We start from the raw sequence: 22218 nt of genomic DNA, 5'->3' as shown, positions 1-22218 counted from the left end.
CCGAGGTGGGGGACGCTGGGATGAGTGGAACAGGACGTACGGGTGACGGCCACGGCCGGCTCGGCAGCATGCTGTCGGGGCTGGCCGTGGCTGTCGGCCTTGTGCTCTTCCTCGGCGGGTTCGCCTGGGGTGCGCTGGTGTACAAGCCGTACATCGTGCCGACCGAGTCGATGACGCCGACGGTGAATGCGGGAGACCGGGTCCTCGCGGAGCGTGTGGACGGCAGCGAGGTGCGCCGGGGTGACGTGGTGGTCTTCACGGACCCGGCCTGGGACAACAACATGCCGATGGTCAAGCGGGTCGTCGGAATCGGCGGCGACAGGATCGCCTGCTGCGAGAAGAGCGGCCGGCTCACCGTCAACGGCAAGCCCATCGAGGAACCGTATCTGCAGACAGAGGGCCTCGCCTCGGTGAAGAACTTCACGGCGGAAGTGCCCAAGGGGCAGCTCTTCCTCCTCGGGGACGAGCGCAGCGGCTCCCTGGACTCCCGGGTCCACCTGGACGACCCGGGACAGGGGTCGGTGCCGCGCAGCGACGTGCAGGCCCGGGTGGACGCCATCGCCTGGCCGATGGACGGCATGATCGAGCGACCGCAGGCGTTTGCCGCTCTCCCCGGCGGGGTGTCGGCCCCCGGCCCCCTGAAGCTTCAGATCGGGGCCGTGGTGGCGGGCGTGGTGCTCATCTTCGGAGGCACCGCGTACGGTCCTATCGCCGCGCGGTCCGCACGCAGGAGGAACGGGCAGGACCGAAGGGTGCCTGCCGGTGCCCACTGAGAAGCGGAAGGTGGCCCGGGTGGTCCTGCTGGACGCCGACGACCGCATTCTGCTGATGCACGGATATGAACCGGAGGACCCCACGAGCACCTGGTGGTTCACCCCCGGCGGTGGTCTCGAGGGCGACGAGAGCCGGGAGCAGGCGGCCCTGCGCGAGCTGGCCGAGGAGACCGGGATCACCGATGTCGAGCTGGGTCCGGTGCTCTGGCAGCGGATCTGCTCCTTCCCGTTCGACGGGCGGCGCTGGGACCAGGACGAGTGGTACTTCCTGGCACGTACGACGCAGACCGCGACGGACCTGAGCGGGCTGACCGGGCTGGAACAGCGCAGTGTCGCGGGTCTGAGGTGGTGGACCTACGCCGAACTGTCGGTGGCGCGTGAGACGGTGTATCCGACCAGACTCGCCGAGCTGCTGCGCACGCTGCTCGAAGAGGGTCCGCCGCGTACGCCACTGGTTCTGGCCCCCGAAATCGTCTAAGCGTCCAGGGGTGCCGGTGCCTGGCGCACAATAGGTGGACGCACGGCTGAAGGGGAACATGCCAATGAGCGCCGAGGACCTCGAGAAGTACGAGACCGAGATGGAGCTGAAGCTCTACCGGGAGTACCGCGATGTCGTCGGTCTGTTCAAATATGTGATCGAGACCGAACGGCGCTTCTACCTCACCAATGACTACGAGATGCAGGTGCACTCGGTCCAGGGTGAGGTGTTTTTCGAGGTGTCCATGGCGGATGCCTGGGTCTGGGACATGTACCGGCCCGCCCGATTCGTCAAGCAGGTACGCGTTCTGACGTTCAAGGACGTCAACATCGAGGAGCTCAACAAGAGCGACCTCGAACTGCCGGGCGGCTGAGCCGCCGAGGGCGCCCCTCCGGTCGGTCCCCCTCACGGGTGGCCGGGTTATCCACAGTCGCCGAATTGTCCACCAAGATCCACAGGTCGGGGTCGGACAGGTCAGAGTCGGTGCCGGAGGTGGTGCCGATATGAACGCACGGGGGGCACTCGGGCGGTACGGCGAGGATCTGGCGGCGCGGCTGCTGACCAACGCCGGCATGGCCGTACTGGCACGGAACTGGCGCTGTCGGGCCGGTGAGATCGACATCGTCGCCAAGGACGGCGACGCGTTGGTCGTCTGCGAGGTCAAGACCCGCAGGGCGGGGGCGTTCGAGCATCCGATGGCGGCCGTCACGCCGGTCAAGGCGGACCGGCTGCGACGGCTGGCCGAGATCTGGCTCGACCGGAACGGCGGCCCGCCGCCGGGCGGGGTGCGGATCGACCTGGTCGGCGTGGTGGTGCCGAGGCGCGGAGCGCCGGTCGCCGAGCACGCGCGGGGGGTGTCCTGATGGGGTTCGCGCGGGCGTGCTCGGTGGCGCTGGTCGGCGTCGACGGCGTGGTGGTGGAGGTCCAGGCGGACCTGGAGCCCGGGGTGGCGGCGTTCACCCTGGTCGGGCTGCCGGACAAGAGCCTGGTGGAGAGCCGGGACCGGGTCAGGGCCGCGGTGGTCAACTCCGGGGCGGAGTGGCCGCAGAAGAAACTCACGGTCGGGCTCTCCCCGGCCTCCGTGCCCAAGGGCGGCAGCGGATTCGACCTGGCCGTGGCGTGCGCCGTGCTGGGTGCGGCCGAGCGGATCGCCCCTGCGGCCATCGCGGATGTCGTGATGATCGGGGAGCTGGGGCTCGACGGCCGGGTGCGACCCGTGCGCGGAGTGCTGCCCGCCGTACTCGCCGCGGCGGAGGCCGGGTACCGCAAGGTCGTCGTGCCCGAACAGACCGCGGGCGAAGCGGCGCTGGTGCCGGGGGTGTCGGTCCTCGGGGTACGGAGCCTGCGGCAGCTGATCGCCGTACTCAGCGACGAACCGGTGCCCGATGAGCCGGAGATGCGCGAGGAAGGGCGCCCCGACACCATGCTCGCGGGGCTGATGGTGCCGGGCGCGGGCATCGGCACCGGACTGGCGCTGGGCTCCGCGCAGAGCGACGGACACCGGCCGGACCTGGCGGACGTCGCAGGCCAGGAGACGCCGCGAAAGGCCCTGGAGGTCGCCGCGGCGGGCGGTCACCATCTGCTGCTCTCCGGGCCGCCGGGCGCCGGCAAGACCATACTGGCCGAGCGGCTGTCCGCGATCCTGCCCCCGCTGACCAGGCAGGAATCCCTCGAAGTGACCGCGGTGCACTCGGTGGCGGGCATCCTGCCGCCCGGCGAACCGCTGGTCTCCCGGGCGCCGTACTGCGCACCGCACCACTCCGCGACCATGCAGTCGCTGGTCGGCGGGGGCAATGGACTGCCGCGGCCCGGTGCGGTCTCGCTGGCCCACCGCGGTGTGCTCTTTCTGGACGAGGCGCCGGAGTTCTCCGTGCGGGCCCTGGACGCGCTGCGCCAGCCCCTGGAGTCGGGGCATGTGGTGGTGGCGCGCAGTGCCGGCGTGGTGCGGCTGCCCGCCCGCTTCCTGATGGTGCTGGCCGCCAACCCGTGCCCGTGCGGACGCCACACCCTCACCGGCGCCGCCTGCGAATGCCCGCCCTCGTCGGTCCGTCGCTATCAGGCGAGACTCTCCGGGCCCCTGCTCGACCGGGTGGATCTGCGCGTGGTCGTCGCTCCGGTCACCCGTGAGGACCTGATGGGGCGGGGCGGCCGGGGCGAGCCGACGGCCGATGTCGCCGCCCGGGTGCGGGAGGCCAGGTCGCGGGCTGCGGACCGGCTCACGGGCACACCCTGGACCACCAACAGCGAGGTCCCCGGCCACGAGCTGCGGACCAGGCTGCTCGCGGCTCCGGGGGCGCTCATGGAGGCGGAACGGGACATGGAGCGCGGACTGCTCACCGCGCGGGGACTCGACCGGGTCCTGCGGGTGGCATGGACCCTCGCCGACCTGCGCGGCGCCGATCGCCCGGAGGCGTTCGACATCGCGGTGGCCCTGGAGTTGCGGACCGGGATTTCGCGCGGGGCCTCGGTGCTGGACCGGGCTTCATGACGCCGGGCGGACTCGACGCCGGACCGGGCATCAGGGCGCCGGAGGGCCTTGAGGAGAGACGGGGCATCAGCGCGCCGGGCGTCCGGGAGCGGAACCGGGAAGCGGGGTGGGCGCGACCGGCGGTGGGCGACCGGGAGCGGCTGGCGCGGGCCGCCCTGACCCGCGTCCTCGAGCCGGGCGACGAACGCGGGGGCCGCTGGCTGCGCGAAGTCGGCGCCGCCGAACTGATACGGCGGATCACGGACCGGGACGGGACCGCGGAACAGCTTCGGGGCATGACGCCGAAGCGGCTGGCCGGCTACCGGCTACGGGCCGAGGCCGTCGACCCCGAGCGGGACCTGGCGTCGGTCGCCGCCGTGGGCGGCCGCTTCGTCTGCCCCGGCGACCGTGAGTGGCCCAGCCAACTCGACGACCTGGGAGACTCCCGGCCGACCGGCCTCTGGGTTCGGGGGCGGCCCGATCTGCGGCTCTGGGCGCTGCGCTCGGTCGCGGTGGTCGGCGCCCGGGCCTGTACCCCGTACGGGGCGCATATGGCGGCGAGCCTCGGGGCGGGGCTGGCGGAGCTGGGCTGGGTGGTGGTGTCGGGCGCCGCGTTCGGGGTGGACGGGGCGGCCCATCGCGGCGCGCTCTCGGCCGGCGGGGCCACCGTGGCGGTCCTGGCCTGCGGCGTGGACGTCGCCTATCCCCGAGGGCATGCCGAGCTGATCGGACGTGTGGCGGAACAGGGGCTGGTCATCGGAGAGCTGCCACCGGCCGATCATCCGACCCGCAGCAGATTCATCCTCCGGAACCGGGTGATTGCCGCGCTGACCCGGGGCACGGTCGTGGTCGAGGCCGAGTACCGCAGCGGCTCCCTGGTCACCGCACGCAGTGCGCAACGGCTGGGCCGCTTCACCATGGGGGTGCCGGGTCCCGCCACCAGCGGTCTGTCGGCCGGGGTCCACGAACTCCTGAGGGGCGAGGGAGTCCTGGTCACCGACGCCGCGGAAGTCGCCGAACTGGTGGGGGAGATCGGCGATCTCGCCCCGGCCCGGCGCGGCCCCGTGCTTCCCAGGGACCTGTTGGATGCCGCCTCCGCCCGGGTGCTCGACGCCCTGCCCTCCCACGGCTCCGTCAGCGGAAGGGACATCGCCCGCACCGCCGGTACCAGCGCCGACGAAGCACTCGGCAGATTGTACGAACTGCACTCACTGGGGTTCGTCGAACGCGTTGGCGAAGACTGGCAGTTGACGCCGCGCCCGACACGCATGGGCGGCCCGCGGCGAGGCGGTCCTTGACCTGGAGCATTCGGGTGAAAAGGTGATGCCGATGACCTCGGCGGATCCTTCAACGACGCCTCCGGGACCGACCCACGCGGTGATGGTCCCGGAGCGTAGTCATGTCCATTCGTCCGGAAGTGCCCGGCACAGATCCTCTATCCTTCGCGCACCGCAACACTTCAGTCACGCTACGCTCACAAGGATTCCGGCCCAGGCACAAGTCCCCCAGCAGTCCACAGCAGAACGGCTCAAGGCACCACATGCCCCAGCACACCTCCGGGTCTGACCGTGCGCCAGTACCACCGGCTGCGCGTGGCACTGTGCGCCCTCCTGCCCCTTCCTCGCTCGACGAGTTGTGGCGTTCGTACAAGTCCACGGGCGACGAGCGGCTGCGGGAGCAGCTGATCCTGCACTACTCGCCGTTGGTGAAGTACGTCGCGGGCCGGGTGAGCGTGGGACTGCCGTCCAACGTCGAGCAGGCGGACTTCGTCTCCTCGGGAGTCTTCGGACTGATCGACGCGATCGAGAAGTTCGACATCGAACGGGCCATCAAGTTCGAGACGTACGCAATCACCCGCATCCGTGGCGCGATGATCGACGAACTCCGGGCGCTGGACTGGATCCCGCGCTCCGTGCGGCAGAAGGCGCGGGCCGTGGAGCGCGCCTACGCCACGCTGGAGGCGCAGTTGCGGCGCACTCCCTCCGAGCCGGAGGTCGCCGCCGAGATGGGTATCACGCTGGAAGAACTGCACGCGGTTTTCAGCCAGTTGTCGCTGGCGAACGTGGTCGCGCTGGAGGAGCTCCTGCATGTCGGCGGCGAGGGCGGTGACCGGTTGAGCCTGATGGACACGCTGGAGGACACCGCCGCCGACAATCCCGTGGAGGTCGCCGAGGGCCGTGAGCTCAGACGGCTGCTCGCCCGGGCGATCAACACACTCCCGGACCGCGAGAAGACGGTCGTCACCCTCTACTACTACGAGGGCCTCACGCTCGCCGAGATCGGCAACGTGCTCGGGGTGACCGAGAGCCGGGTCAGCCAGATCCACACCAAATCGGTGCTGCAGCTTCGCGCGAAACTGGCCGACGCCGGGCGCTGAGGCAGTGCCCGGCCGGCAATCGGTGCCGCCCGGCCCCCTCTCCCGCAGGTGCCGCCGTACAGTGGAGCCGTGCCCAGGATTCGAGCGGCCTCCGTGGCCGAGCACCGGACCATGCAGCGCGGCGCCCTCCTGGACGCCGCCCGATCCCTGCTGTCCGAGGGGGGTACGGAGGCGTTGACCTTCCCCGCTCTCGCCGAGCGCACAGGCCTCGCCAGGTCCTCCGTCTACGAGTACTTCCGCTCCCGCGCGGCCGTCGTCGAGGAGCTGTGCGCCGTCGACTTCCCTGTCTGGGCGGCCGAGGTCGAGCACGCCATGGAGCGGGCCGCGACCCCTGAGGGAAAGATCGAGGCGTATGTGCGCCGCCAGCTCGACCTGGTCGGGGACCGGCGGCACCGGGCGGTTGTCGCCATCTCCGCGAGCGAGCTGGACGCGGGCGCACGCGAGAAGATCCGGGCCGCGCACGGCGGGCTGATCGCCATGATCGTCGAGGCGCTCGGCGACCTCGGCCACGAGCAGCCGAGGCTCGCGGCGATGCTGCTGCAGGGCTCGGTGGACGCCGCCGTGCGCCGTATCGAGCTGAGCGTGGCGGAGACGCCGGACGTGATCGCGGACACCGCTGTCGCCATGATCCTGCGGGGCGTCCGGGGCTGACGCCCGGACCGGAGTGCCGCCGTGGCGAGCAGCGCGGCAGGGGCCGCGTATCCGATGGCGCCCGGCGTGTCCGGCCTCGGTTCAGGTACGCCGACGACCGGCAGCAGTCGGGACGGGCCCCGTCGAAGCAGTGACGGCGGCAGCAGGGTCAGCGGGTCCAGATACGCGTCACCGCGCCGCAGTCCCCAGTGCAGGCACCCGGACGCACAGTGGAACGGCCCGGCCTCCAGGACCGCGACCACCTGCCCCGCGACGGCCTCCTCGCCCTTCTCGACCAGCGCGCGCACCGGCTCGTAAGTCGTGCGCAGCGGCGGATCACCCGTCCCCGCCACCTCGATCGCGACGACCCCGCGCCCCGCGACGCGCCCTGCGAACGAGACCCGGCCGGAGGCGGCGGCGCGCACCGGCGCACCGGCCCCGGCGGCGAGATCGACGCCACGGTGCCCCCGTCCGTAGGCACTGGCCGGCGGTTCCCACCCCCGTACGACCGCAGGGCGCCCCTCGAGCGGCCACACGCGCTCGGCGCCGGGCCCGGCTCCATCGGCAGCGGTGGCGGCGTGCGCACCGCACAGCAGAGTGAATACGGCCAGGGCCACCACCGCGAGCAGGGTCCGCGCCCGACGGGGACGGCCCGGCTCACAGCGTCGGGCAGCAGGCGGTTCAGGTGTGTATCGCATGACCGGAACCGTCCCGCACCCGGCGGATCCATGGGGATCACGGAGCGGATCTGTGGACTACCGGCCGGTTGTGGACATCGCCGTCACCCGGCACCCGATGGGTCCCGTACACTTCTTGTGGCGATCCGGGTCACCGGGTCGACTTCGCACGCCCCGCCACCTCCCTCTCTGCGGACGGTGGCCGCGCTCCTCGGTCCCTTGTGGCACGGCGCGTCGGGGCGTCAGGCGCGACAGCAATCCTGCGGTCGCGACAACCGAGCACCTCAAGGAGTACGGCCATGGCCGTCGTCACGATGCGGGAGCTGCTGGAAAGCGGCGTCCACTTCGGTCACCAGACCCGTCGCTGGAACCCGAAGATGAAGCGCTTCATCTTCACCGAGCGCAACGGCATCTACATCATCGACCTGCTCCAGTCGCTGTCGTACATCGACCGCGCCTACGAGTTCGTCAAGGAGACCGTCGCGCACGGCGGCTCCATCATGTTCGTGGGTACGAAGAAGCAGGCCCAGGAGGCCATCGCCGAGCAGGCGACGCGCGTCGGCATGCCGTACGTCAACCAGCGTTGGCTCGGTGGCATGCTCACCAACTTCTCCACCGTCTACAAGCGCCTTCAGCGTCTGAAGGAGCTCGAGCAGATCGACTTCGAGGACGTGGCCGCCTCCGGCCTCACCAAGAAGGAGCTCCTGGTTCTCTCCCGCGAGAAGGCCAAGCTGGAGAAGACCCTCGGTGGTATCCGCGAGATGCAGAAGGTGCCCAGCGCCGTCTGGATCGTCGACACCAAGAAGGAGCACATCGCCGTCGGTGAGGCGCGCAAGCTCCACATCCCGGTCGTCGCGATCCTCGACACCAACTGCGACCCCGACGAGGTCGACTACAAGATCCCGGGCAACGACGACGCGATCCGCTCCGTCACCCTGCTCACCCGCGTGATCGCCGACGCCGTCGCCGAGGGCCTCATCGCCCGTTCCGGTGCCGCGACCGGCGACTCGAAGCCGGGCGAGAAGGCTGCCGGCGAGCCGCTCGCCGAGTGGGAGCGCGACCTGCTCGAGGGCGAGAAGAAGGACGACGCCGAGGTGCAGACGTCCGCCGAGACCGAGAAGGTCGCGGACGCCGCCGAGACGCCGGCCGAGGCCGAGGCCGCTGCTGAGGCTCCGGCCGCTGCCGAGGCTCCGGCCGCGGACGCCGAGCAGGCCTGACCACTGCGTCACGGCTGAATGACGGCGGGGGCCGGTGCCACAAGCACCGCCCCCGCCGTTCACCCGTAGATCTTTCAGACTTCGAGAGAGAAACACAGACTCATGGCGAACTACACCGCCGCTGACGTCAAGAAGCTCCGTGAGCTCACCGGCGCCGGCATGATGGACTGCAAGAAGGCGCTCGACGAGGCCGACGGCAGCGTCGACAAGGCCGTCGAGGCCCTCCGTATCAAGGGTCAGAAGGGCGTCGCCAAGCGCGAGGGCCGTTCTGCCGAGAACGGCGCCGTTGTCTCCCTCATCTCCGAGGACAAGACCTCCGGCGTCCTGCTCGAGCTCAAGTGCGAGACGGACTTCGTCGCCAAGAGCGAGAAGTTCCTCGCCGTCGCCGACGCGCTCGCCGCCCACGTCGCCGCGACCTCGCCGGCCGACCTGACCGCGCTGCTCGCCTCCGAGATCGAGGCCGGCAAGACCGTCCAGGCGTACGTCGACGAGGCCAACGCCAACCTCGGTGAGAAGATCGTCCTGGACCGCTTCGCGCAGTTCACCGGCGGTTACGTGGCTGCGTACATGCACCGCACCATGCCCGACCTCCCGCCGCAGGTCGGCGTGCTCGTCGAGCTGGACAAGGAGAACGCCGAGGTCGCCAAGGACGTTGCGCAGCACATCGCCGCCTTCGCCCCGAAGTACCTCAACCGCGACGAGGTCCCGGCCGAGACGGTCGAGAACGAGCGTCGGGTCGCCGAGGCCACCTCTCGCGAGGAGGGCAAGCCCGAGGCCGCCCTTCCGAAGATCGTCGAGGGTCGCGTCAACGGCTTCTTCAAGGACGTCGTCGTCGTGGAGCAGGCCTTCGCCAAGGACAACAAGAAGTCTGTCCAGAAGGTCCTGGACGAGGCCGGTGTCACCCTGAAGCGCTTCTCGCGCATCAAGGTCGGCATCTGAGTCCGTCCGCGAAAAACGGTGGACCCCGATAGGGTCTAGTGCAGTCGTACGGCCGCACACCTGCCGTACGACCGCAGATCTGACGAGGAGGCCATTGCCGCTGAGGGACACCAGACCCACCGGCAATGGCCTTCTTCGTATGTGCACGAGGAGAAACTCCATGAACAAGGGCGCGGACGCCGCAAAAGGTGACCACAAGCGCGAGGACGGCAAGGTGCCCGGGCGCTTCATGCTGAAGCTGTCCGGCGAGGCGTTCGCCGGCGGCGGGGGTCTCGGTGTCGACCCCGACGTCGTACACGCCATCGCCCGGGAAATCGCGGCTGTCGTCCGGGGCGGTGCCGAAATCGCGGTCGTCATCGGCGGCGGCAACTTCTTCCGCGGTGCCGAGCTCCAGCAGCGCGGCATGGACCGGGCGCGCTCCGACTACATGGGCATGCTCGGCACGGTCATGAACTGCCTCGCTCTCCAGGACTTCCTGGAGAAGGAGGGCATCGACTCCCGGGTCCAGACCGCCATCACCATGGGCCAGGTCGCGGAGCCGTACATCCCGCTGCGCGCCGTGCGCCACCTGGAGAAGGGCCGCGTCGTCATCTTCGGTGCCGGTATGGGCATGCCGTACTTCTCCACCGACACCACTGCCGCCCAGCGCGCCCTGGAGATCGACGCCGAGGGTCTGCTGATGGGCAAGAACGGTGTGGACGGTGTCTACGACTCCGACCCCAAGACCAACCCCGACGCGGTGAAATTCGACGCTCTGGAGTACAGCGAGGTGCTCGCCCGCGATCTCAAGATCGCCGACGCCACCGCCATCACGCTCTGCCGTGACAACCGGCTGCCGATCCTTGTCTTCGAGCTCACTGCGGCCGGCAATATCGCCCGTGCCGTCAAGGGTGAGAAGATCGGCACGCTCGTGAGCGACCAGGGCACCCGGGCCTGAGAACCGGGGGGACGGTTCCGGGGGATCCCGGTGCAGTCCCGGGGCTCTCCGGGAACACTCCTGGAGGGGCCCCGAAGGATGGACAACGGCCTGCCGGTCGGACACCGTGCAGGTGAGGACGCGACGCAGGACCCGCCGGGCCGAAGCAAGCCGGGCCCACTCTAGACACGCAGGAGCACGTGGTGATCGAAGAAACCCTCCTCGAGGCCGAGGAGAAGATGGAGAAGGCCGTCGTGGTCGCGAAAGAGGACTTCGCCGCGATCCGGACCGGCCGTGCGCACCCGGCGATGTTCAACAAGATCGTCGCCGACTACTACGGCGCGCTGACCCCGATCAACCAGCTGGCCTCGTTCTCGGTTCCCGAGCCGCGGATGGCCGTCGTGACGCCGTTCGACAAGAGCGCTCTGCGCAACATCGAGCAGGCGATCCGCGACTCCGACCTCGGCGTCAACCCGAGCAACGACGGCAATATCATCCGGGTGAACTTCCCGGACCTCACCGAGGAGCGTCGTCGCGACTACATCAAGGTCGCGAAGACGAAGGCCGAGGACTCCAAGATCTCGATCCGGGCCGTCCGCCGCAAGGCCAAGGAGACCCTGGACAAGCTGGTCAAGGACAAGGAGTCCGGCGAGGACGAGGTGCGCCGCGCCGAGAAGGAGCTCGACGACACCACCGCGAAGTACGTCGCGCAGGTCGACGAGCTGCTCAAGCACAAGGAAGCCGAGCTGCTCGAAGTCTGATGAACGACTCTTCCTGGGGCGCCCCGCAGGCCGGCTACTGGGGTGCGCCCGAGATGCAGGCTGCTCCGGCGGGTCCTGCATACGATGTGCATGACGCCCAGCACACTCGGCCCATGCCCATCGTGCCTGACGTTCCCGACGCAGGTAGAGACGCTGACGACCGTGACGACCGTGACGAGCGGGACGGGGGAGCCGCCCGCCGGGGCGGTGGTCCCCTGTTCCGTGACGAGAAGCCGCAGGAGCCCATGTCCACCCCGCCGCCCCCGCAGAAGAAACGTGCGGGCCGTGATCTGCGAGCCGCCATAGGGGTCGGCGTGGGGCTCGGTGCCGTCATCGTCGCCTCGCTCTTCATCGTCAAGGCCGTCTTCATCGGCGTGATAGCGATCGCCGTCGTCGTCGGCCTCTGGGAGCTCACCTCCCGGCTCGAGGAGCGCAAGGGCATCAAGGCGCCGCTCGTGCCGCTCGCGGTCGGCGGCGCGGCGATGATCGTGGCCGGCTATGTCCGGGGCGCCGAGGGCGCGTGGGTCGCGATGGCGCTGACCGCCCTGGCGGTGCTCGTCTGGCGGATGACCGAACCGCCGGAGGGGTACCTCAAGGACGTCACGGCCGGGGTCTTCGCCGCGTTCTACGTACCGTTCCTGGCCACCTTCGTCGCGATGCTGCTGAGCGCGGACGACGGGCCGCAGCGGGTCCTCACCTTCCTGCTGCTGACCGTGGTCAGTGACACGGGGGCGTACGCCGTCGGCTGGCGCTTCGGCAAGCACAAGCTCGCGCCGCGGATCAGCCCGGGCAAGACCCGCGAGGGCCTGTTCGGGGCGGTCGCCTTCGCGATGGTCGCCGGTGCGCTGTGCATGCAGTTCCTGATCGACGGTGGCACCTGGTGGCAGGGTCTGCTGCTCGGCCTCGCCGTCGCCGCCAGCGCCACTCTCGGCGACCTGGGCGAGTCCATGATCAAGCGGGATCTCGGGATCAAGGACATGGGCACGCTGCTGCCGGGACACGGCGGGATCATGGACCGGCTGGACTCGCTGCTGCCGACGGCCCCGGTGGTCTGGCTGCTGCTGGTGCTTTTCGTCGGCTCCAGCTGAACAGTCGCGTCGCCACCCATTCTGACCTGCGGTTTTCCCAGTGAGGGTCCGTCGCCCACAGGGCGACGGACCCTCACTCTTCCGTCTGCGAAACTGCAAGAACCATGCCTGAGCCCGGGGGCTCAGAAGTAGCCGACCGGGGATCGAACTCCTGAAGCAGGTGTCGGCCCACCTGTCCCGTGTCCCGACTCGGACGTTGCTGCGGGGTCTACCTACGGCTGCGGGCCGAGAGGGCCGGCAGGCTCATCGACAATCGACAGAGGCCGCGCCGTACTCGTGTGGGCGGCCGCCCTGCCACTGCACCCATCGTGGGTCGTCAAGCACGTCACCGGCGTCGGGCAGGCCGGCGCGGCGCAAGAACTCGATCACGTCGTTGTCGCTGCGAGCGAGGCCCGCGACCTGGGCGCGGATCGTCACGCGCCGGCCACCGGTTCCGGCTGTGCGGTGGATGACGATGGGTGCTTCGCTCATGTCCTCAGGTTCCGATGGTCCGCGGTTCACAGCACTCCCAGCTCTCTGTCCGGCCGGCAGTAGGCACAGGCCGTGATGCCGTCTTCCGTGAGCGCACGCAGGGCCTGCTCCCGGGTCATCGGCTTGGTTCTCTTGCCGCCCATGCCGCAGTCGCCCGTGTGGACGGCGTCTGCATGGGACGTGCCGCCTGCGCGTAGCAGGGAGAGTTTCCAGTCGGGTGCCGGTGGCGGCAGGGTGCGTGCTGCCCGGGCGGCTGCGGCCTCGCGTTCTTCCAGCTCGGCGATGGTCCGATCGGTTCGGCCGAGCTGGTACGCCTGCCACTCGCGCACGATGCGCAGGCGATCCAGACGAGAGAGGTTTTCGGACACATATTCGATTCTAGGTCTCGGTGGGCCGCTGTGCGTACCACTCGCCCTTGGTGCGATCGGTCACTGTCGTGCACGCGGTCCGGGCCGTCTGTGGGCCGTCGGAGAGCCGTCGGCGGCCGCCGACAACGACCGATGCCGACCGGTCGCGGTCGAGCCTTGTCCCGCCTGACCCGGCGACGGCCGCTGGTACCACGGCGTGTCTGCACCACTGGAGGAACCATGCCTAAGCCCGGAGAACTGGCAGCGAACGGACAAGAGCAGGCCCCCTACCTGCGCGTTTGGTGCACCTGAGGGGTCTGCTTCTGGTGGCTGGGCCGTCTCTGGGCCGTCGGAGGCAACGCCGACGGCTACAGCCCGCACGACAACTCGCTCATCGAAATCAAAACCCTCGGGCTCGGCTCCCTGCGCTACGAACGCCCCGAGTTCCTGGAGCGCTACACCGTCGACACCGACGAGTTTGGCAAGCTCCCCGCCCTCACCCGGCTCTGGCGCGACTTCCGCCGGCCCCTGCCCTCCGCGGTGCGGCAGACCCAGCTCTACATGTACCTCGGCGTGCACTTCGAGGATCTCGAAGTCGACCGCACGGTGTTCTTCTACGACTTCAAATCCACGCAGGGAACGAAGTCCTTCACCGTCACCTACGACGAGTCGTTCTCCGAACCGCTCATCGACACCGCCGCCGCGATCTGCGACTGCGGCGCAGCCAACATCGCACTCCACTGCAACATCAACGGTCGGGTCGGCTGCTCGTCCTGCCTGGAATTCAAGGAGGCGAAGTGACTACGGGCGCAGACCGACTCTGGGACGAGCTCGAAGGCAATGCTTGTGAGACAAGTGACATCAGCACTCCGGCTCTCGCGTTCCAGCGATCTCGGCCGCTGTCCGAGTACGGTCGTTCCGTCCCGACTGGTCCGAAAACAGTGACTGCTGAGATCGGCGTCCCGGGCGGCGCCGCCCCGTTTTCCCGCCTCCACGGCTGCCGCGCAGCGGCCTGGGTTACTGGCTCGAATTCGAGCAGCTCATCCTCCACTCCCCGCCATAGAGAGGGCATCCCACACGTGATCAGTCCGAGGTTGCGCTGCCGTCCGCTGAGCGGTTGAGCGTCGATACGCCCCACAGCCCGGCGATGCGGCCATCCTGCACCCGCAAGATCTCCATCATCGAGGGGGAAGGCTGTTCCTCAACACTCGCCGGGATGCCGTGCAGGGTCGTGAGGACTGCTGCTTTGCCCGTCTCCACGATCCGCCTTCTGTGCGGCCCGCTTCCCGCCGCCCGTGGGCCGTACCGGTCATCGTCCCCGGTCGTTCGGAGGATACGGGGCCGTCTCCGGGGCGGCTTCCGCCCGGCCGGGGCACCCATGCCTGACGGTGGGGCGTTCAGGCCGCTCTCCTTGCAGAAGGACGCGAGCCGCGCGCGGACGTGCCCGCGCGCTGAACAGAGGGAACAGGAGGAGACGGATGCTCATGCGAACAGCGCGGGCGGTGTGGCGCCGATGGGCGGCGGCGGGGGCGGTGGTGGTGACGGCGGGGGCGGTCGGCCCGGTCGGGGCGGTGCCGGCCGCGGCCGGCACCGTGGTGAACTGCAAGGACGACCCCGGAGCCCTGCAGCCCGCGATCACTAGTGCCGCCCCGGGGGCGACGCTGCGGGTGAAGGGGAGGTGCACCGGCCCCTTCACCATCACCAAGGACCTGACCCTGATCGGCCAGAAGCGCGCGGTCCTCGACGGCAACCAGGCCGGCTCCACCGTGACGGTCACCGGAGCCGTCCGGGTACGGCTGGACAGGCTGACCATCACCAACAGCACGGTCTCCGACGGAGGCGGCATCCGCAACGCCGGCGGCACAGTGACGCTGAAAGACTCCACGGTGGAGGGCAACACCGCGACAGACCGCGGCGGCGGCATCTTCAACGACTTCGGCGCCACGCTGACGCTGAAAGACTCCACGGTGGAGCGCAACGCCGCGGCAAACCGCGGCGGCGGCATCTTCAACGACTTCGGCGCCACGCTGACGCTGAAAGAGTCCACGGTGGAGCGCAACACCGCGACAAATCGCGGCGGCGGCATCAGCAACCTCGGCACGGTGACGCTGAAAGACTCCACGGTGAAGCACAACACCGCGACAACCACCGGCGGCGGCGGCATCTTCAACGACATCGGCGGCACGCTGACGCTGAACGGCTCCGAGGTGGAGCGCAACACGGCGAGAGATTTCGGCGGCGGCGGCATCCGCAACTTCCGCGGCACGGTGACGCTGAACGGCTCCGAGGTGGAGCGCAACACGGCTGACTTCGGCGGCGGCATCTACACCGACATCGGCCCGGTGACGCTGAAGGACTCCACGGTGAAGCACAACACCGCGACAACCAACGGCGGCGGCATCGCCGTCGACCTCAGCACGGTGACGCTGGACGAGTCCACGGTGCGCGACAACGAACCGGACAACTGCTTCCCGCCCGGCAGCGTCCCCGGCTGCACCGGCTGACCTCCCCACCTCCCGCCGGCGGCCCCTGAGCCGGCACGCCGCAGCGCACCAGCGGGCCCGCAGGGCACCCGGGATCCCGTCCCGGGTGCGCCCGGCGCCCATGAGGCGGCAATCGGGCCGGGAGGCCGGCGGGGCGACGGGGGGACATCCACGATTGACCTCAACGACGGCGGATGAGCCCGGCACCCGGCGGCTCGGCACGGCCGGAGTCACGTAACGAAGTGGCCGCTCGACAGGGCCGAGACGCACACCCGATCGAACTCCTCAAGCGGTGGTCGGTACTGTTCCGACGCTCACGGCAGCGCCCCCGCTCGGGCCGTCTCTGGGCCGTGCGGGGGCGCTCAGTGGTGACCAACGCCGACAACCACCGACGGCTCAGCAGCGGGCTAGAGGGCCGATCGAGAACGCGGCCCCAGGCCAGCGACCCGGCCCGCCACTTCGGCCGCGCCCCGGGTCGATGAACCCCACGTCCGCCGGGGTCAGTGTGAAGAACCGGATCAGCTCTTCCTTATTGATCTCCGGGAAGCGCCGCAGCCGTTCCAGCTCGTCATCCGCGAACACACGGGTCGCCACCCGGGACCTCCACCGCAACCGCCCACACCTCGTGGGCACCGTGCGCCACACCGTAGAAGCCCTGGCGGGGCACGGTCAGGCAAACGGCGACATCACCGCGTACCAAATGCCGGGCCGGTTTTCGCCGTTGCCCATCGTCGGGCGCACCCCAGTCGAACGCGGCCAGACCGAGGGCCCGAGCACCGGACGCTCAGCCGGTCGCGTCAAGCAGATCGGCGGGCACCTTCAGCGCAGGCCCGGAGTCCAGGGCCTTGTCCAGAGCGGCGGCCGATGCCCGTACGGCGCGGGCAGCATCACTGCTGGTCAGGGATATCCGTTGTTTTTTCGGCGATTACTCCGGGGACCCCGTCCTACAGCGGCTGCGCCGTCGCCTACACCCCAGCCACCGGCGACACGGACGTCCAGCGGTTCGACTTCTCCCCCGACGCGGCCGGCGCCGGCGCCCGGCGCCTGGCCGGCACCGTCGGGGCCGTCTGCTTCGAGGGGTACGCCTACGGCGCGAAGTTCAAGCGTGAGGAGCTGGGCGAGCTGGGCGGCGTCATGCGCCTGGCGCTCGTGCAGACATGGCACCCGAGGCTGCTGCACGCGGTCGCCCCGCCGTCTGTCAAGAAGTTCGTCACCGGCTCTGGCCGGGCCGACAAGGACAAGATGATGCTCGCGGTGTACATGCGCTGGAAGTTCGAGGCGCCGAACCACGACGTGGCTGACGCCTACACCCTCGCCCGGATCGCGGCCCACCTGGACCCGGAGCTGCAGGTCGAGCCGCCCGAGCTGAAGTTCCAGCAGGAGGTGCTCGACACGGTGCGCGGGACAAAGAAGTCTCCTCGCCCCGCCCGTGCTGCTAGCTGACGGTGATCGTCCCGTCCTGGGCCATGCTCGCGTTCCAGTCGATCACCGACTCGTCTAGCTGGCTGGCGGACCCGTACCACGCGGGCGCGACTCCCCACCCGCTCCCGCCGTCCTGCACGAATTGCTCGGCGATCATCGTGGAGGGGTTGGCCACAGTGATCATGCACCGGTCCGGGAACATCTCATTGGCCCCGACATGGACGTAGGCCGTGGGCTTGGCGGATGTCTGCGCTGCGGTTTGCACGGATCCGACGCCCGCCTTGTTCATGTTGTTCTTGTTCCAGCTCGCGATGCAGGTCCCCAGCAGGTCCGGCTGGTTTGCGGGGACGCCGGAGCCGTCCGCGTTGTCCTCGGAGGAGTCGTTTCCCCCGTCGGACTGGTGCGTGATGGCGAAGCCGACCCCGCCCGCTGCGAGGACGGCGACCACGATCGCGGCGATGGCCAGCTTGCGGAGTCCGGGGCCCTTGGGCGGCTCCGGAGGCGGTGGAGGCGTAGGAGGGTACGAGGGCGGCGGCGGTGGAGGATTTGTGAAGGACATGTGTGGGAGCTTAGATCCGGCAAAGGGCCTATGTCCCCCAATCACCCTGACCAGTCACCGCAGTTGAGGGCTCGCGAAGCACCCAGCGTGACTACGCTGTCTCCACGGGTGCCCAAGGGGCACAGACTCAGTGAAGGAGTTGGGGATGCGTCTTACGGTGGCGGTGGTCCAGCAGTTGCTGGACCAAAACGACGGGTTCGAGGACACGACGAGCACCAGCCAGAAGAACTTCTCCGAAACCCGCCGGTACCGGATCGCGGACGGTCAGCTGTACTACGACGCGTCCGGCAAAACGTCCTGGGCGGACAGCCGCTACAGCCACAAGGGTCAGGTGGCCACCATCGAGCAGGCCCGAAACTTCCTGCGGACCAGACTGCACAGGCTGAATACTGACGGAATCGAGTAACTGCCGCACTTATCCCGCCGCAATTGGTGACGCTTACGCTCCCTGCATCAGCTCTATAGCAGGGAGCGTACTCATTGTGCAGACTCAGCCCGAATCCGTGCAGGAGAAGGAATTCCGCGTCAAGTTGACGACTCCTCCACCGGAACTTGGCTCGGCCATCGCGCATGCCATCAAGGCCGGAAACCAGGTCGTGCTGACCCATGAAGCCCTCTGCCAGCGGTGTTTCGGTAGAGGGTCTGGGTGCGGCGCTGTCAGACCGCGTTCGAGATCTCTGTGGGTCAGGCTCCACAGGGTCCCCTATTCTCGGCGGGTGAGTGATGAAGAGTTCCCTATGGTCGGTGACTTCAGAGAGCTTGAGCACGGCAGGGCGGACAGTCCGTCGCTCCGGGCTGCTGTGGGCATCGAGGAGCCACCGCATGCCCGTGAGCTGATCCGGTATCTCCGCAGCGGTGCGGTCCTGGCTGCCACGGCTGGTCTCACGCACGATGTCCTCAGCGCTGACCGGGCCATCATCGGTGGGCTCTCGCTGCTGACCGACGGGCAGTGGCTGTGGTATTCCGACCTCGCCTACTACGTCGAACACCACCATGTCGCGCTCGACCCTGCTTTCATCGCCCACGCGCAGAGCCGAGACTGGACCGTTCCGCAGCTCGGTCACCGGGATTTGCTTGCCATGGAAGCCGCGCTATTCGATGACTCTGCGGATTGATGCCGGTGTCAGTTGTCGCTCACACCGGATTTCCGCGTCGGAGGCCGTGGGCCTGGCCGCAACGCTGTCCCGCTACCGCGCCTGAGTTCTACGCGGCTTGGGCCGTACCTGGGTTGTCATCGTTCTTGCTGGCGCTCTCGTAGAGCCTGTTCACGGCCTTCCGCGTACGGCCTTCACTGCTCGGCATGAGGTGCGTGTACACCCTCAGGGTGAACCATGATGCCCCGGTTGGTCGCCTCTGTCTGCAGCCTGACGAAGCTCGCGATGTGATCCCGTTGAGGGTGCAGCACGGCGCGCTAGCGTCTCCAGGCTCCACCGCGCGAGGGTTGGGCGTCATGGGCCGACAATAGATCGCGCCACTGACAGTGCCCATCCATGCGCGTGGTAGCCCGATGGCTGTCAATCACGCACGTGCGGAGCCTTGTTGGAGCGAGTCATCCAAAGAGCGCGTGTGGCCGGCCCGCGGTCTCGTAGCGCCCAGAATGACTCGCTGACTGAACCTTCCAGAGCTACGGGCCAGACGATCATCCACGTTGCGGCTGCCTAGCTTCGACGTCGACGCAGACTGCTCCCTATGCATCGTCTCGCCTCACCTCCGTTCCCGGCGCGTACCGTTCGCGTATGGCCAGGGGAGACCGACAGCGACGCGACGGCACCGCGAAACGCGTCCAGCTAACTAGCGGCGATCACGGTGGCCCTAAAGACAAGAAGGGCCGCAAGCCTCGGGAGACGAAACCCGACCAGGCGCAGCGGAAGGCTGCTGCGGCGAGGGAGTGGAAGAGGCTGTTCGCGCGCTTGGATGAGGTGCAGCAACGGGACGCCCAGCGGCAAGAGCGTCACGAGCAGCCTTAGATCAACAGATCTTGAGCACTGGCTCACCGGTGTCAAGCCCATTCTGGATGCGTGACAGGTTCAGTCGGCCAATGTCTCGATTGTTGTAGCGACTGATCGGCGTTGCAGCCCGTCGGCAATGAGCTCCATCTCGACCAGCGTGCCAACCAGGCCAGTCTCTTGGAGCGCGCTGGCCATCACACGTGCCTGACTCAGGGGCAGGCGGAGTATCTCGCGCAGGACTCGCAAGACGGGGACGAGGCTCGACTCGTCGTCCGCGAGGCGAAGCTGTGCAGGCCCATGCTCTACCAGCAGGGCATTCCTGATGTCTTCAGGAGTCGCTCCGCCCGTGTCTTGCTCGCACCACCCATTGGGACAGGCGGTGCATGCGCCTTCGGTGCCCCACCACAGCTGGCCATGGTCGATGTATTGGCCAACGTCGAGTATCAGCACGCCACCGCAGTCGTCGCATCGCGCCGTGACCTTTACCCCTTGAGTGATCACCAGGCTCCTCGCCGTCGGGTACCAACAAGCGGATACTCCCGCGAGCCTGCCGGCCTGTCTCGGCGGGTGGTGCCGGAGACGGTGGTGGTGCGTCCGCAGGGCAGGGGCCATCGCCGGGCCGGCGACTGTGCAGCCCTCAGAACGTGACCCCCGTAAGACGGAATCTGCTTGGCAGGGCGACGAGGCGGCTTGCGTCCAAGGGGTCGGGCCTACTGGCTGGAGCGGCGTCGGAAGCGCGACCACCAGTGAAGGAGTCCGCTGGATCCAGTGGAGTCTCTCTGCTGCGGCGGCCGTGAGGACTCGTTCGGCCCTCGATCAATCTCGTCTAGCAGTAGACCGCGAGGAGGGGTACTCGTGTAGCGAGAGAGTTCCAGCAGCCTCTCCGCTGCATCGGCGTTCGGACGCCGAGTTGGGTCTCTGTGGAGCAGAGCCCTGATCGGCGCGGCGAGGCGACCAGCGAACTGCATGGGTGGAATCTGCGACTCCCGCAAAGCCAGCAGGATTTCGTAGTCATTCACTCCCTCAAAGGGCCGTCTGCCCTCCACCATCTCGTAAAGCGTCACTCCCAGGGACCACAGGTCAGAGGCCGCCGAGGCCGGGCGCCGATCCTCTGGATCCACGCTGACGAGCTCCGGCGCCAGGTACTCCAGCGCGCCGATGACCTGGCCGACCTGAGTGACTCGGGGAGCTCCCCTGTACGTGGCGATCCCGAAGTCCATCAACAGTGCACTTCCGTCAGCGTGAAACAGGATGTTGTCCGGCTTCACGTCGCGGTGAAGGACTTCAGCCCCATGCACCGCCCTCAGCGCACGGAGAACCTGGAGCCCGATGTCTGTCGCATGCATCACCGTCAGCGGTCCCTGCTCCCGCAGCACATCGCCCAGCGTGCGTGGTGCGAACCGCTCCATCGCGATCCACACCTGGCCGCTCTCCTCGACCACATTGTGGAACCCGACGACGTGTTGGTGTTTGACCCGGCTGAGTGCTTGCGCTTCACGTCGTGCCCGTCGCACCCACTCGTCCCGCTCATCGGAGTCCGGAACATCCCGCAGCCCTTTCAAGGCCACTGTCCGGTCCGTTGTAGTGTCCAACGCCTCCCACACACGTCCCATCCCACCGCGCCCGAGTTCGCGTTCCAGCCGGTACCTGCCTGCGACCAGCACGCCGACCCAGTCGTCGGAACTCCCGTCGGGCCCGTTGCCAGCTGACGCTGAGGGGAAGCCCGCCTCGGCCGACATCAGCAGGCGTGGAGGCAGCGGTGCACCAGGGCGCGGTAGGTTCCGGGACAACTCTTCGTCCAGGACCCGTTTCCTGCGTTGCAGCTCTCGCAACTCCTGCTGTGCTTTGGTCCGATGCTCCTCGGCCTCCCGCTCGGCAGCCTGGACGATGCTGGCTGCTACATCTTCCGCGTCCCTCCGCTCGTCGTCTGTCTTGCCACGTGCAGTCGACAGGGCGGGTGATGTCAGCTGAGCTTGAGCTTCGGACTCGGCAAGCTGCCGTTCCAACTGGTTGCAGCGTTCTTCGGCCTGCTGGTGGAGGTGGCGGGTCCGTGCCAGCTTGGCCTTCAGCTCTTCTATTTCGGCAATGAGCTGGGCTCGCTCGTCCTCGGTCTCAGAAGCCGTTGCGGCTGCTGTGGCTTCGAGTTCGCGGTGGCCAATCTCCAGGTTCCGGATGCGGTTCTGGTGTTCTTCCACCGCCTGAGCGAGGTATTGCTCTCTGACCGCGGCCTGGCGAGCCCGTCTGTGGGCTTCGGCTAGCTGTTGCTCGAGGAACAACACCTTGTGCTGCGGGTTGCTCCCGGCCCTCAGCACCTCGTTGTGCAGCTTTCGGAAGAGCCCGATTACCTCAGCCGTCGGTACGGTCCCCTGCGCCTCAGCAACGGCGTACAGGAGGTCGTGGATGAAGCCCCATGTAGGCGGACGCTCCCCTTTGAGGTAGCGGTAGACCGTGGAGTGGTCATACGGGCGACCAGCCGCATAACGACGGTAGGAGATGCCAAGGCTGTCGAACAGCGCACACAGCTGATCAGCAAGGGCAGCTTCCTCAAGCGTGCGACGGTCTCCCCGCGGCTCCAGACTTTCCGACACCAGCTACTCTCCCCCTCGTGTTGTGGTGGGTGTTGCCGCCTGTTCGGCTACGCCGTTGAACCTGGCGCAACAATCG

General features: G+C 68.5%; 25 protein-coding genes and 1 pseudogene. 18 read left to right on the top strand and 8 right to left on the bottom strand.

Going from position 1 to position 22218, the window contains the following annotated elements; all coding sequences use genetic code 11:
- The first annotated feature begins 20 nt into the window (after positions 1 to 20).
- From lepB to OHA88_RS16250, 8 genes are all read left to right on the top strand, one after another.
- Positions 21 to 773, top strand: a complete 753-nt coding sequence (lepB, locus tag OHA88_RS16285; protein WP_328626079.1) for a signal peptidase I — start codon at positions 21 to 23, stop codon at positions 771 to 773.
- Positions 763 to 1251 carry an NUDIX hydrolase gene (locus OHA88_RS16280; RefSeq protein WP_328626078.1) on the top strand — a complete coding sequence of 163 codons (489 nt, stop codon included), beginning with the start codon at positions 763 to 765 and terminating at the stop codon, positions 1249 to 1251. Before lepB ends, OHA88_RS16280 begins: the two co-directional genes overlap by 11 nt.
- A gap of 64 nt (positions 1252 to 1315) precedes the next feature.
- The gene (locus tag OHA88_RS16275) at positions 1316 to 1624 is read left to right on the top strand and encodes a DUF2469 domain-containing protein (protein WP_003965949.1); all 309 of its coding nucleotides are present in this window, start codon (positions 1316 to 1318) and stop codon (positions 1622 to 1624) included.
- Positions 1625 to 1754: 130 nt separating this feature from the next.
- Positions 1755 to 2114, top strand: a complete 360-nt coding sequence (locus tag OHA88_RS16270) for a YraN family protein (RefSeq protein ID WP_328626077.1) — start codon at positions 1755 to 1757, stop codon at positions 2112 to 2114.
- Positions 2114 to 3739: a YifB family Mg chelatase-like AAA ATPase gene (locus OHA88_RS16265; RefSeq protein WP_328626076.1), complete on the top strand. Its 1626-nt coding sequence runs from the start codon at positions 2114 to 2116 to the stop codon at positions 3737 to 3739. Before OHA88_RS16270 ends, OHA88_RS16265 begins: the two co-directional genes overlap by 1 nt.
- A complete protein-coding gene (dprA, locus tag OHA88_RS16260; RefSeq protein ID WP_328626075.1) occupies positions 3736 to 5016 on the top strand; it encodes a DNA-processing protein DprA in 1281 nt (426 codons plus the stop codon). The genes OHA88_RS16265 and dprA overlap by 4 nt, the downstream gene beginning before the upstream one ends.
- Before the next feature lie 242 nt (positions 5017 to 5258).
- Positions 5259 to 6095, top strand: coding sequence for an RNA polymerase sigma factor WhiG (gene whiG, locus OHA88_RS16255; protein ID WP_030978833.1), 837 nt, complete (start codon positions 5259 to 5261; stop codon positions 6093 to 6095).
- Between the two features lie 93 nt (positions 6096 to 6188).
- Entirely contained in the window at positions 6189 to 6746 is a 558-nt protein-coding gene (locus tag OHA88_RS16250; protein ID WP_267007935.1) for a TetR/AcrR family transcriptional regulator, read from the top strand.
- Positions 6747 to 6823: 77 nt separating this feature from the next.
- Here OHA88_RS16250 and OHA88_RS16245 read toward each other — a convergent pair.
- A pseudogene (locus OHA88_RS16245) lies at positions 6824 to 7423 on the bottom strand (M23 family metallopeptidase); the annotation flags it as partial.
- A 278-nt stretch (positions 7424 to 7701) separates the two neighbouring features.
- On the opposite strand from OHA88_RS16245, the gene rpsB reads away from it, so the two are divergent.
- The 5 genes from rpsB (at position 7702) to OHA88_RS16220 (ending at position 12323) form a co-directional block, all read left to right on the top strand.
- The gene (gene rpsB, locus OHA88_RS16240; protein WP_267001332.1) at positions 7702 to 8619 is read left to right on the top strand and encodes a 30S ribosomal protein S2; all 918 of its coding nucleotides are present in this window, start codon (positions 7702 to 7704) and stop codon (positions 8617 to 8619) included.
- 102 nt (positions 8620 to 8721) lie between these two features.
- The gene (gene tsf, locus OHA88_RS16235) at positions 8722 to 9558 is read left to right on the top strand and encodes a translation elongation factor Ts (protein ID WP_328626074.1); all 837 of its coding nucleotides are present in this window, start codon (positions 8722 to 8724) and stop codon (positions 9556 to 9558) included.
- 160 nt (positions 9559 to 9718) lie between these two features.
- Positions 9719 to 10495, top strand: coding sequence for a UMP kinase (gene pyrH / locus OHA88_RS16230; protein ID WP_267001329.1), 777 nt, complete (start codon positions 9719 to 9721; stop codon positions 10493 to 10495).
- Positions 10496 to 10677: 182 nt separating this feature from the next.
- Positions 10678 to 11235: a ribosome recycling factor gene (gene frr / locus OHA88_RS16225; protein WP_030928366.1), complete on the top strand. Its 558-nt coding sequence runs from the start codon at positions 10678 to 10680 to the stop codon at positions 11233 to 11235.
- Entirely contained in the window at positions 11235 to 12323 is a 1089-nt protein-coding gene (locus OHA88_RS16220) for a phosphatidate cytidylyltransferase (protein ID WP_326605985.1), read from the top strand. The genes frr and OHA88_RS16220 overlap by 1 nt, the downstream gene beginning before the upstream one ends.
- 243 nt (positions 12324 to 12566) lie before the next feature.
- Here the strand turns inward: OHA88_RS16220 and OHA88_RS16215 are convergent, their stop codons facing one another.
- Together OHA88_RS16215 and OHA88_RS16210 are read right to left on the bottom strand one after the other, a co-directional pair.
- Positions 12567 to 12794 (bottom strand): hypothetical protein, encoded by a 228-nt coding sequence (locus tag OHA88_RS16215; RefSeq protein WP_328626073.1) that lies wholly within the window; start codon positions 12792 to 12794, stop codon positions 12567 to 12569.
- A gap of 26 nt (positions 12795 to 12820) precedes the next feature.
- Positions 12821 to 13162: a DUF6233 domain-containing protein gene (locus OHA88_RS16210; protein ID WP_328626072.1), complete on the bottom strand. Its 342-nt coding sequence runs from the start codon at positions 13160 to 13162 to the stop codon at positions 12821 to 12823.
- 519 nt (positions 13163 to 13681) lie between these two features.
- Between OHA88_RS16210 and OHA88_RS16205 the strand changes: the two genes are divergently transcribed.
- Entirely contained in the window at positions 13682 to 13942 is a 261-nt protein-coding gene (locus tag OHA88_RS16205) for a hypothetical protein (RefSeq protein WP_328626071.1), read from the top strand.
- 282 nt (positions 13943 to 14224) lie between these two features.
- On the opposite strand, the gene OHA88_RS16200 is transcribed toward OHA88_RS16205, so the two are convergent.
- Complete coding sequence (locus OHA88_RS16200) at positions 14225 to 14401, bottom strand: hypothetical protein (RefSeq protein ID WP_328626070.1); 177 nt, start codon at positions 14399 to 14401, stop codon at positions 14225 to 14227.
- A gap of 218 nt (positions 14402 to 14619) precedes the next feature.
- Here OHA88_RS16200 and OHA88_RS16195 point away from each other — a divergent pair, with 218 nt between their 5' ends.
- Positions 14620 to 15645: a right-handed parallel beta-helix repeat-containing protein gene (locus tag OHA88_RS16195; RefSeq protein ID WP_328626069.1), complete on the top strand. Its 1026-nt coding sequence runs from the start codon at positions 14620 to 14622 to the stop codon at positions 15643 to 15645.
- A 375-nt stretch (positions 15646 to 16020) separates the two neighbouring features.
- On the opposite strand, the gene OHA88_RS16190 is transcribed toward OHA88_RS16195, so the two are convergent.
- Positions 16021 to 16218, bottom strand: coding sequence for a DUF4158 domain-containing protein (locus OHA88_RS16190; protein WP_328626068.1), 198 nt, complete (start codon positions 16216 to 16218; stop codon positions 16021 to 16023).
- Positions 16219 to 16488: 270 nt separating this feature from the next.
- On the opposite strand from OHA88_RS16190, the gene OHA88_RS16185 reads away from it, so the two are divergent.
- On the top strand, positions 16489 to 17067 hold the full coding sequence (locus OHA88_RS16185) for a hypothetical protein (RefSeq protein WP_328626067.1): 579 nt from the start codon (positions 16489 to 16491) through the stop codon (positions 17065 to 17067).
- On the opposite strand, the gene OHA88_RS16180 is transcribed toward OHA88_RS16185, so the two are convergent.
- Positions 17060 to 17605, bottom strand: a complete 546-nt coding sequence (locus tag OHA88_RS16180; RefSeq protein ID WP_328626066.1) for a hypothetical protein — start codon at positions 17603 to 17605, stop codon at positions 17060 to 17062. The two genes, OHA88_RS16185 and OHA88_RS16180, sit on opposite strands and share 8 nt — an antisense overlap.
- A 145-nt stretch (positions 17606 to 17750) precedes the next feature.
- On the opposite strand from OHA88_RS16180, the gene OHA88_RS16175 reads away from it, so the two are divergent.
- Both OHA88_RS16175 and OHA88_RS16170 read left to right on the top strand, forming a co-directional pair.
- The gene (locus OHA88_RS16175; protein WP_328626065.1) at positions 17751 to 18011 is read left to right on the top strand and encodes a hypothetical protein; all 261 of its coding nucleotides are present in this window, start codon (positions 17751 to 17753) and stop codon (positions 18009 to 18011) included.
- A gap of 310 nt (positions 18012 to 18321) precedes the next feature.
- Positions 18322 to 18720 carry a hypothetical protein gene (locus OHA88_RS16170; RefSeq protein WP_328626064.1) on the top strand — a complete coding sequence of 133 codons (399 nt, stop codon included), beginning with the start codon at positions 18322 to 18324 and terminating at the stop codon, positions 18718 to 18720.
- A 912-nt stretch (positions 18721 to 19632) separates the two neighbouring features.
- Here OHA88_RS16170 and OHA88_RS16165 read toward each other — a convergent pair.
- Both OHA88_RS16165 and OHA88_RS16160 read right to left on the bottom strand, forming a co-directional pair.
- Positions 19633 to 20055, bottom strand: a complete 423-nt coding sequence (locus OHA88_RS16165) for a hypothetical protein (protein ID WP_328626063.1) — start codon at positions 20053 to 20055, stop codon at positions 19633 to 19635.
- 209 nt (positions 20056 to 20264) lie between these two features.
- Positions 20265 to 22142, bottom strand: a complete 1878-nt coding sequence (locus OHA88_RS16160; protein WP_328626062.1) for a serine/threonine-protein kinase — start codon at positions 22140 to 22142, stop codon at positions 20265 to 20267.
- Between the last annotated feature and the right edge of the window lie 76 nt (positions 22143 to 22218).

It is taken from the genome of Streptomyces sp. NBC_00353 (assembly GCF_036108815.1).
GTDB lineage: Bacteria > Actinomycetota > Actinomycetes > Streptomycetales > Streptomycetaceae > Streptomyces.
This window is presented reverse-complemented; position numbering and strand designations above follow the sequence as displayed.

Bases quoted from the DNA above. Each gene is read 5' to 3' on its own strand.
- lepB (WP_328626079.1), top strand. From the start codon at position 21: ATGAGTGGAACAGGACGTACGGGTGACGGCCACGGCCGGCTCGGCAGC.
- OHA88_RS16275 (WP_003965949.1), top strand. From the start codon at position 1,316: ATGAGCGCCGAGGACCTCGAGAAGTACGAGACCGAGATGGAGCTGAAG.
- OHA88_RS16270 (WP_328626077.1), top strand. From the start codon at position 1,755: ATGAACGCACGGGGGGCACTCGGGCGGTACGGCGAGGATCTGGCGGCG.
- OHA88_RS16265 (WP_328626076.1), top strand. From the start codon at position 2,114: ATGGGGTTCGCGCGGGCGTGCTCGGTGGCGCTGGTCGGCGTCGACGGC.
- dprA (WP_328626075.1), top strand. From the start codon at position 3,736: ATGACGCCGGGCGGACTCGACGCCGGACCGGGCATCAGGGCGCCGGAG.
- whiG (WP_030978833.1), top strand. From the start codon at position 5,259: ATGCCCCAGCACACCTCCGGGTCTGACCGTGCGCCAGTACCACCGGCT.
- rpsB (WP_267001332.1), top strand. From the start codon at position 7,702: ATGGCCGTCGTCACGATGCGGGAGCTGCTGGAAAGCGGCGTCCACTTC.
- tsf (WP_328626074.1), top strand. From the start codon at position 8,722: ATGGCGAACTACACCGCCGCTGACGTCAAGAAGCTCCGTGAGCTCACC.
- pyrH (WP_267001329.1), top strand. From the start codon at position 9,719: ATGAACAAGGGCGCGGACGCCGCAAAAGGTGACCACAAGCGCGAGGAC.
- OHA88_RS16220 (WP_326605985.1), top strand. From the start codon at position 11,235: ATGAACGACTCTTCCTGGGGCGCCCCGCAGGCCGGCTACTGGGGTGCG.
- OHA88_RS16215 (WP_328626073.1), bottom strand. From the start codon at position 12,794: ATGAGCGAAGCACCCATCGTCATCCACCGCACAGCCGGAACCGGTGGC.
- OHA88_RS16195 (WP_328626069.1), top strand. From the start codon at position 14,620: ATGCTCATGCGAACAGCGCGGGCGGTGTGGCGCCGATGGGCGGCGGCG.
- OHA88_RS16185 (WP_328626067.1), top strand. From the start codon at position 16,489: ATGCCCGTACGGCGCGGGCAGCATCACTGCTGGTCAGGGATATCCGTT.
- OHA88_RS16180 (WP_328626066.1), bottom strand. From the start codon at position 17,605: ATGTCCTTCACAAATCCTCCACCGCCGCCGCCCTCGTACCCTCCTACG.
- OHA88_RS16175 (WP_328626065.1), top strand. From the start codon at position 17,751: ATGCGTCTTACGGTGGCGGTGGTCCAGCAGTTGCTGGACCAAAACGAC.